Here is a 6,000-nt window from a genome sequence, read left to right as displayed (position 1 = left end):
GGGTAAGCGCCGTCGGCGCGGTGGCGACGCCCGAACAGTTCCCCGGCGAGGGCCGGTTGACGGGTTTGGCCCTGGGCGCCACCGGGGCCCCCGCCGTGTTCGGCGGCCTGACGCCGCTTGCCGCCCAAGCCCTGGTGGCGCACACGGGTTGGCCGCCGGCCCCCGGCGCCATGATCGCGCTGGTCGCCCTGGCGGTGCTGCCGGTCATCGCCCGGGCGCCGGAGACGCGGCCCCGGGCGTCAGACGCCCAGGCGCCGCAGGTCGGCATCCACAGCGCCGGCATAGGCGGTTCCGAACAGGCGCAGATGGACCAGAAGCGGCCATAGGCGGTAGACGGGCAGCCGGTCGCGCCATCCCACCTTCAGATCCAGGGCGTCGAAGAAGGCGGCGGGCGGATGGTCGAACAGGGTCAGCATGGCGATATCCACCTCCCGGTCGCCGAAGAAGCAGGCGGGGTCGATCAGGCCCGTCACCCGACCGCCGGAAACCAGGACGTTGCCGCCCCAGAGATCACCGTGCAGCAGCGCCGACGGCGGGCGTTGGGGCAGGAGATCCCCAAGCCGCCCGGCCAACCGATCCAGGCGGCCGCCCAGATCGGCCCCGACATGGGGGGTGTGGCACCGCAGCCTATGCTCCGCCCAGAATCCAGGCCAGTCCCCGCTCCGGGGGTTGGGCATGTCGACGCGGCCCAGCCTATGGCCGTGCGGCCAGCCGTAGGCTTCCTCCGTGCCCGCGTGCAGGCGATTGAGGACCACGGCCAGGTCATCCCAGGCGGTGGCCGGGCCGCCATCGGCCGCCAGCTTTTCCATCACCAGCCAGTGATCGTCGACCGCCAGCACCGCCGGTGCCGGGACACCGTGCGCGGCGATGGCGCGCAACATCGCCGCCTCCGCCCGGGCGTCACCACCGCTCTTGGCCACCACCCGCCGACCGTCCGCCACCGTGAGTTCATGGACCTGGGAAAGGTCGCCGCCCGCCATCCGGCGGACGGCGACCACGCGCTGCCCCAGAAGTGATGCCAGCGCGTCCTTCATGGCGTCCATTCCCCACCTTACCGTCGCATCCACTGTCGCATCGGGGGGAAGTTTACCCCAGATCCCCTCAGATCCGGGTCCTGATGCCACCGAACACACCCCGGCCCGGCCGCAGGAAGCCGGTGGGGTTCTGATAATCCCGGTCCATCAGGTTGGTGATGCGGCCATAGACGGTGAACTGGTCATTCAGGTCATAGCTGGCCGCGACGTCCACGATGGCATAGCCCGGCGCCTTCAGGCGCGGGATGGAGAAGTCGCGGTTACCGTCGATAACGGATCCCACCGCCAGCAGGGTCAGATCCAGGGACAGCCTGTCCGTCGCCTGCCAGCGGACGTCGACATCGCCCTTGTGCCGGGGCCGGCGCAGCAACTCCTGATTCAGCACGTCGTCGTAGGCCAGGGTGTAGGTGTGGTCCAGGCGCACGGTCAGCGTGTCCGTGGGCTTCACGGTCAGGAAGCCTTCCACCCCTTCGGTGTGCGCCTTGCCGATATTGTCGTAGGAGGTGTAGTTGGCGTTGTTCGTGATCAGGTTGGTGACGTCGTTGTGGAAGTAGGTGGCGCCGAAGCGCACGACGCCCCCAACCAGCGGCTGTTCGAAGCCGGCGTCGTAGCCGATGCTGGTTTCCGGCTTCAGCTTGGGATTGCCGTGGAAACCGTAGGCCGGATAATCCTGGAACATCTCGCTCAGGCTGGGCGCCTTGAAGCCGCTGCCCACGCTGGCCTTCAGCTTGGTCCCGGTGGTGGCGACGATGTAGACGGGCGCCACCCGGTACGTGGCCTTGCCACCGAAGCGGTCGTTGTCGTCGTAGCGGGCGCTGACGGTGTCGTGGAAGTTCTCGAACAGGGTGGACTGCAACTCGGCATAACCCGCGTTCAAGGTGGTGTGGGCGGCGGTAGGCTGACGGATGCCATCGCGCTGATGCTCCGCCCCCACCACCACCGTGTGGCCGGCGGCCAGGGCGTAGTCCGCCTGCCAGTCCAGCTTCACCCGGTCGCCGGCGTAGTAGGTGTTGGCGCTGCCGGGCGTGGTGGCGCTGGTCTTCACACTGCCGTAGGCGAGACCCAGGGTCTGGTTCAGCCGGCCGTCCAGCAGGCTGAGATGGCCGGTGCCGCGGGTGTAGTACTGCAGCGTGTCGTTGGTGCTCTGCTGCGCCGCCGGGGTGGCGGGGTAGGTGCTGAAATCGTCCCCGGTGAAGCGCAGCCGGGTCTTGGTGTAGCGGCCAACCAGACCCAGGTCGACGACATCGCTGACCTCATAGCCCAGCTTGGTCGAGGCCGTGACGTTGTCATACCAGTCGTCGTTCCGCGCCTCCCCCGCCGCCAGCAGGTTGGCCGGCGTCACCGGCGTGGCCCCCGACCGGAAGTGGGCCACGGTGGCGCGGTACCGCAACGGCCCCGTCGCCCCGCTGACTCCACCCGTCTGGTTGAAGGTGTCGAAGGACCCGCCCTCCAGACCCGCGCTGAACGTCGCCGGCCCGGCGCCGTCCCTGGTGATGACGTTGATGACGCCGCCGATGGCGTCGGAGCCGTAAAGGCCGCTCTGCGCCCCGCGCAGCACCTCCACCCGGTCGATGTCCGCCGTCAGGAACTGGCCGAAATCGAAGGTGCCGTTGGGGCTGCCGGGGTCGCCGACGTCGATGCCGTCCATCAGCACCTTCACATGGTTGGAATTGGTGCCCCGCATGAAGACATAGGCCTGCCCGCCGGGGCCGCCGGTCTGCACGACGTTCAGGCCGGGCACGTCCTTCAGCACGTCGGGCAGGGTCTGTTCCTGCCGCGCAGCGATGTCGGCGGCGGTGACGACGGTGACGCTGTTGGCCACCTGCAGTTCCGGCGTGGGCAGGCGGGTGGCGCTGACCACCACGTCCGACAGGGTGTCGACGTCGGCGGCCCAGGCCGGTGCGCCCAGCGCGACTAGGGTGGCGGTTGCGAGCGGCAGGCGTAAGGACAAGATGGCTGTGCGCATGATGGTGCGTTCCCCTGGCATTGAATCCAGGAGCCGGCAGGCCGGTAGGCGGTCTTGCGGATAATGCTGTCCATCCCCCCGCGGCCCCGCGACGACTCCAACACTGTCGTCGCGACGGTTGACCCCGCAGCCCCCGGCGCACCCCGGCCGGAAACAGGACGACGGTGCTAGGCAGGTCTCCTGGCTTCCGGGTCGCCGCTCACGTCCGCCTTCCCAGGGCCATGGGGCCCCAGTGGCATATCGGACGCTCGCTCACCGGCTACAGTTGCGGGGGCAGCCACGGTCTTGAACACCCCGTGTTCCCTTTTGATCCCCTCGCGGGGAACCTGACACCTGCGCGGCAGCATACGCAAAGCCGGCCGGCGGTCAATCGCCGCGGCAGGCCATGGCCGCCGGAGCGGCGACTTTTACCAATTGCGCCAGTATCCCCATCAAAATAAGGCACAACCCCTCCCGCCAACCGATGGTCGAAAGGCGTCGCCGGTGCCGTGACCAATATTTGACTATATTATGGCGCCGGCGTCCGCCGTGGCGATAGGGCATCTTTGTGGACACTCCTGTCCGCTTCCGCCCCTTCTTTGGGCCGGCATCCGATGTGAATTGACATATATTGTGATTCAACTTTATCGGCGCTTTCTCAATATAGAATCGCCCCTACGCCGCTGGCTTCAGTGGACGCGTTCAACCCACCCGCGCGCGGCGTGATGATTATCTTACGCGACACGGGAACCGACTGGACGGCTTCGACGTTTTAGGCGGTGCGTTCTTACCACGCCCGTTTTCCGTCCACCTCATCCCCAGCGGTTTCTTTCGGAGGCAAACCCCGATGTATCCCCCCGGCCGTATGATTTCGCGTGACACCTTCCGGCGGCCAACGCTGCTGGGCACGCTGCTCGGTCTCACGCTCTGCCTCCTCTGCCTGCTCGACCCCGGCCAGGCCCAGGCGCAAACCCCCTCGCCTCTCAGCGAGTGGCAGTATTCGGCGGGCGTCATCCTGCGGTCCAAGTTCGAGAACCCGTTGCCCACCTGGGATGTCAGCGTCGGCGCCGCGGGCACCTTCCAGCCGCGCTACCCCGGCGCGTCACAGTACAGGGTGCAGCCCGGCATGAACCTGGACGTGCGCTATGAGGACATCGCCTTCTTCTCCATGGGCGAAGGCCTGGGCGTGAACGTGCTGCGTGGGGAGAATTTCCGCGCCGGCGTGGCACTGGGTTATGACATCGGCCGCGACCAGGACGACAGCGACCACCTGAAGGGCATGGGCGACATCGCCCCCGCGGCGGAGGGCAAGATCTTCGCGGAATACACCGTCTTCCCCGTGGTGGTCAGGCTGGCCGGGCGGCGCGGCTTCGGCGGCAACACCGGCTGGGTGGGTGACCTCAGCGCCTATCTGCCGGTCTATGGCAATGAGCATTTCTTCGCCTTCGCCGGCGCCACCGCCACCTATTCCGACGCCAATTACGTCCGCCGTTATTTCGGCGTCAGTCCGGAGCAGGCGGCACGCAGCGGCTACACCGCCTTCAAGCCCGGCAGCGGCTTCAGCGGCGCCGGTTTCGGCGCCAGCGCCGTGTGGTTTCTGACCGACCACTGGTTCTTCACCGCCGACGGCGCCGTGCAGCGGCTGTTGGGCGACATCACCAACAGCCCCATCACCCGGTCCAACGTCCAGATGACCATGAACCTGAGCGTCGCCTATCGGTTCTGACGTCCGAACAGGGCCGGCTTATTGGCCGGCCCAAACCTCTGGATGGGCGTCCATGTAATCGCCCAGCGCCTTTGCGATCTTGGCATCATCCGCCAGCCCGGGGTGGGAATGGCAGCCGGTGAAGGCGATGTCGTGCATGGGCAGGAAGGCGACGCGGTTCTCACCGGCCGCGTGCAGCCTGTCCGCGACCTTCGCCACCTCCGCCACGATCTCGCCATTGGCCATGTCCGTGGCCCACAGCAGGAAATAGGCCTGCGGGTTGCGGGCGCGCAGGGCCGTGACGAAGTCCACATACGTGGTCTCATAGTCCGCGTGCAGGGCATCACGGGTGGCCCATTTCTCCCCCGGGTTCAGCGCGGTGGAGAAGTCGTTGGTACCCAGCGCGATGACGATGACCCGAGGATGCCAGGCCGCGTCCTCATACCGAGCGGCATGCTCGAACAAGGTGTAGGGGTAGGCCTGCGGCAGGGTGTCGGCGGCGAAACCGTTGTAATTGCGCACGATGCCGCGTCCGGAAATGGCGTTCACCTGATAGTCGGCGCCATAGCGGCCGGCCAGGCGCGGGGCGATGCCCTGCGAGGTGTCGGTGGTGTCCCACACCTCGGCGGTGGTGCAGGTCGCCTGGAACGCCGACTGGTCGGCGATGTTGCCATAGCCCACGGTGTGGCTGTCGCCGATGAACTCGATCTGCCGGGCGCGAGGCTGCAGCGGCAGCGCCACGGTGCCGGCCGGGGCGTAGAAGCCACCGAAGACGCTGGGCCCCGCCTGGGTTTCGCTGGCGGTGTCGACGCGCAACGTGTGCACCCCCGGCTTCAGGCCGGCGACGCGGTAGACGCCCGGCTTGGGCCTCACCAACGCGACCGGCGCCCCGCCGTCGACGCTGACGCGCAGGCTGACATCACCGGGGCCCACGCGGAACAGAGCGGCGGCGCCCTTGAAGCGGGTCTCGACATAGGTGCCCGGCCATTGCCGGCGGAAACCGCTATCCGCGCCGTCGGCCAACACACGGCCGCCGATGCGGCTGGGCAGGGCCTTGGCGCCAGCGGGCAGGTCGGCCACCGGGGCGACCTTGGGGGCCGCCGTCTCGGCCAACGCGGGACCGGTGGCCAGCAGGGCCGCCACCGACAAGACGAACAAGGATTTCACCGCCGACGCTCCCGTCATCAGACTTATATGTCAAAACGGCGGGAGAGTAGCGGGAATGGACCGCCGCGACTAGCCTGGCGCTTCGCCGGGTTCGGCACCCTGGCACTTGACCGGGGGGAGGGATTCCAGACGGGCACCGGGCGCCGACC

Annotated in this window: 4 protein-coding genes, 1 pseudogene and 1 riboswitch; of the genes and pseudogenes, 2 read left to right on the top strand and 3 right to left on the bottom strand. The window is 68.0% G+C overall.

Features of this window, described 5'->3' with window-relative positions:
- Nucleotides 1-326 (top strand): annotated as a pseudogene (locus tag I55_RS34465) (hypothetical protein); the annotation flags it as partial.
- Here the strand turns inward: I55_RS34465 and I55_RS13800 are convergent.
- Nucleotides 240-1,034, bottom strand: a complete 795-nt coding sequence (locus I55_RS13800) for a fructosamine kinase family protein (protein ID WP_252181136.1) — start codon at nt 1,032-1,034, stop codon at nt 240-242. The pseudogene I55_RS34465 and the gene I55_RS13800 overlap by 87 nt on opposite strands.
- Before the next feature lie 67 nt (nt 1,035-1,101).
- A complete protein-coding gene (locus I55_RS13795; RefSeq protein WP_159107191.1) occupies nt 1,102-3,000 on the bottom strand; it encodes a TonB-dependent siderophore receptor in 1,899 nt (632 codons plus the stop codon).
- 152 nt (nt 3,001-3,152) lie between these two features.
- Nucleotides 3,153-3,345, bottom strand: a riboswitch (cobalamin riboswitch).
- A gap of 499 nt (nt 3,346-3,844) precedes the next feature.
- On the opposite strand from I55_RS13795, the gene I55_RS13790 reads away from it, so the two are divergent.
- Nucleotides 3,845-4,705: a MipA/OmpV family protein gene (locus tag I55_RS13790; RefSeq protein WP_049974102.1), complete on the top strand. Its 861-nt coding sequence runs from the start codon at nt 3,845-3,847 to the stop codon at nt 4,703-4,705.
- A gap of 18 nt (nt 4,706-4,723) precedes the next feature.
- Here the strand turns inward: I55_RS13790 and I55_RS13785 are convergent, their stop codons facing one another.
- Complete coding sequence (locus I55_RS13785) at nt 4,724-5,851, bottom strand: SGNH/GDSL hydrolase family protein (RefSeq protein ID WP_199902589.1); 1,128 nt, start codon at nt 5,849-5,851, stop codon at nt 4,724-4,726.
- Nucleotides 5,852-6,000 lie beyond the last annotated feature (149 nt).

Source organism: Azospirillum sp. B4 (assembly GCF_000333275.1).
Classification (GTDB): Bacteria; Pseudomonadota; Alphaproteobacteria; order Azospirillales; family Azospirillaceae; genus Nitrospirillum.
Note: the sequence above shows the minus strand (reverse complement) of the source record. Positions and strands in the feature narration are given on the sequence as shown.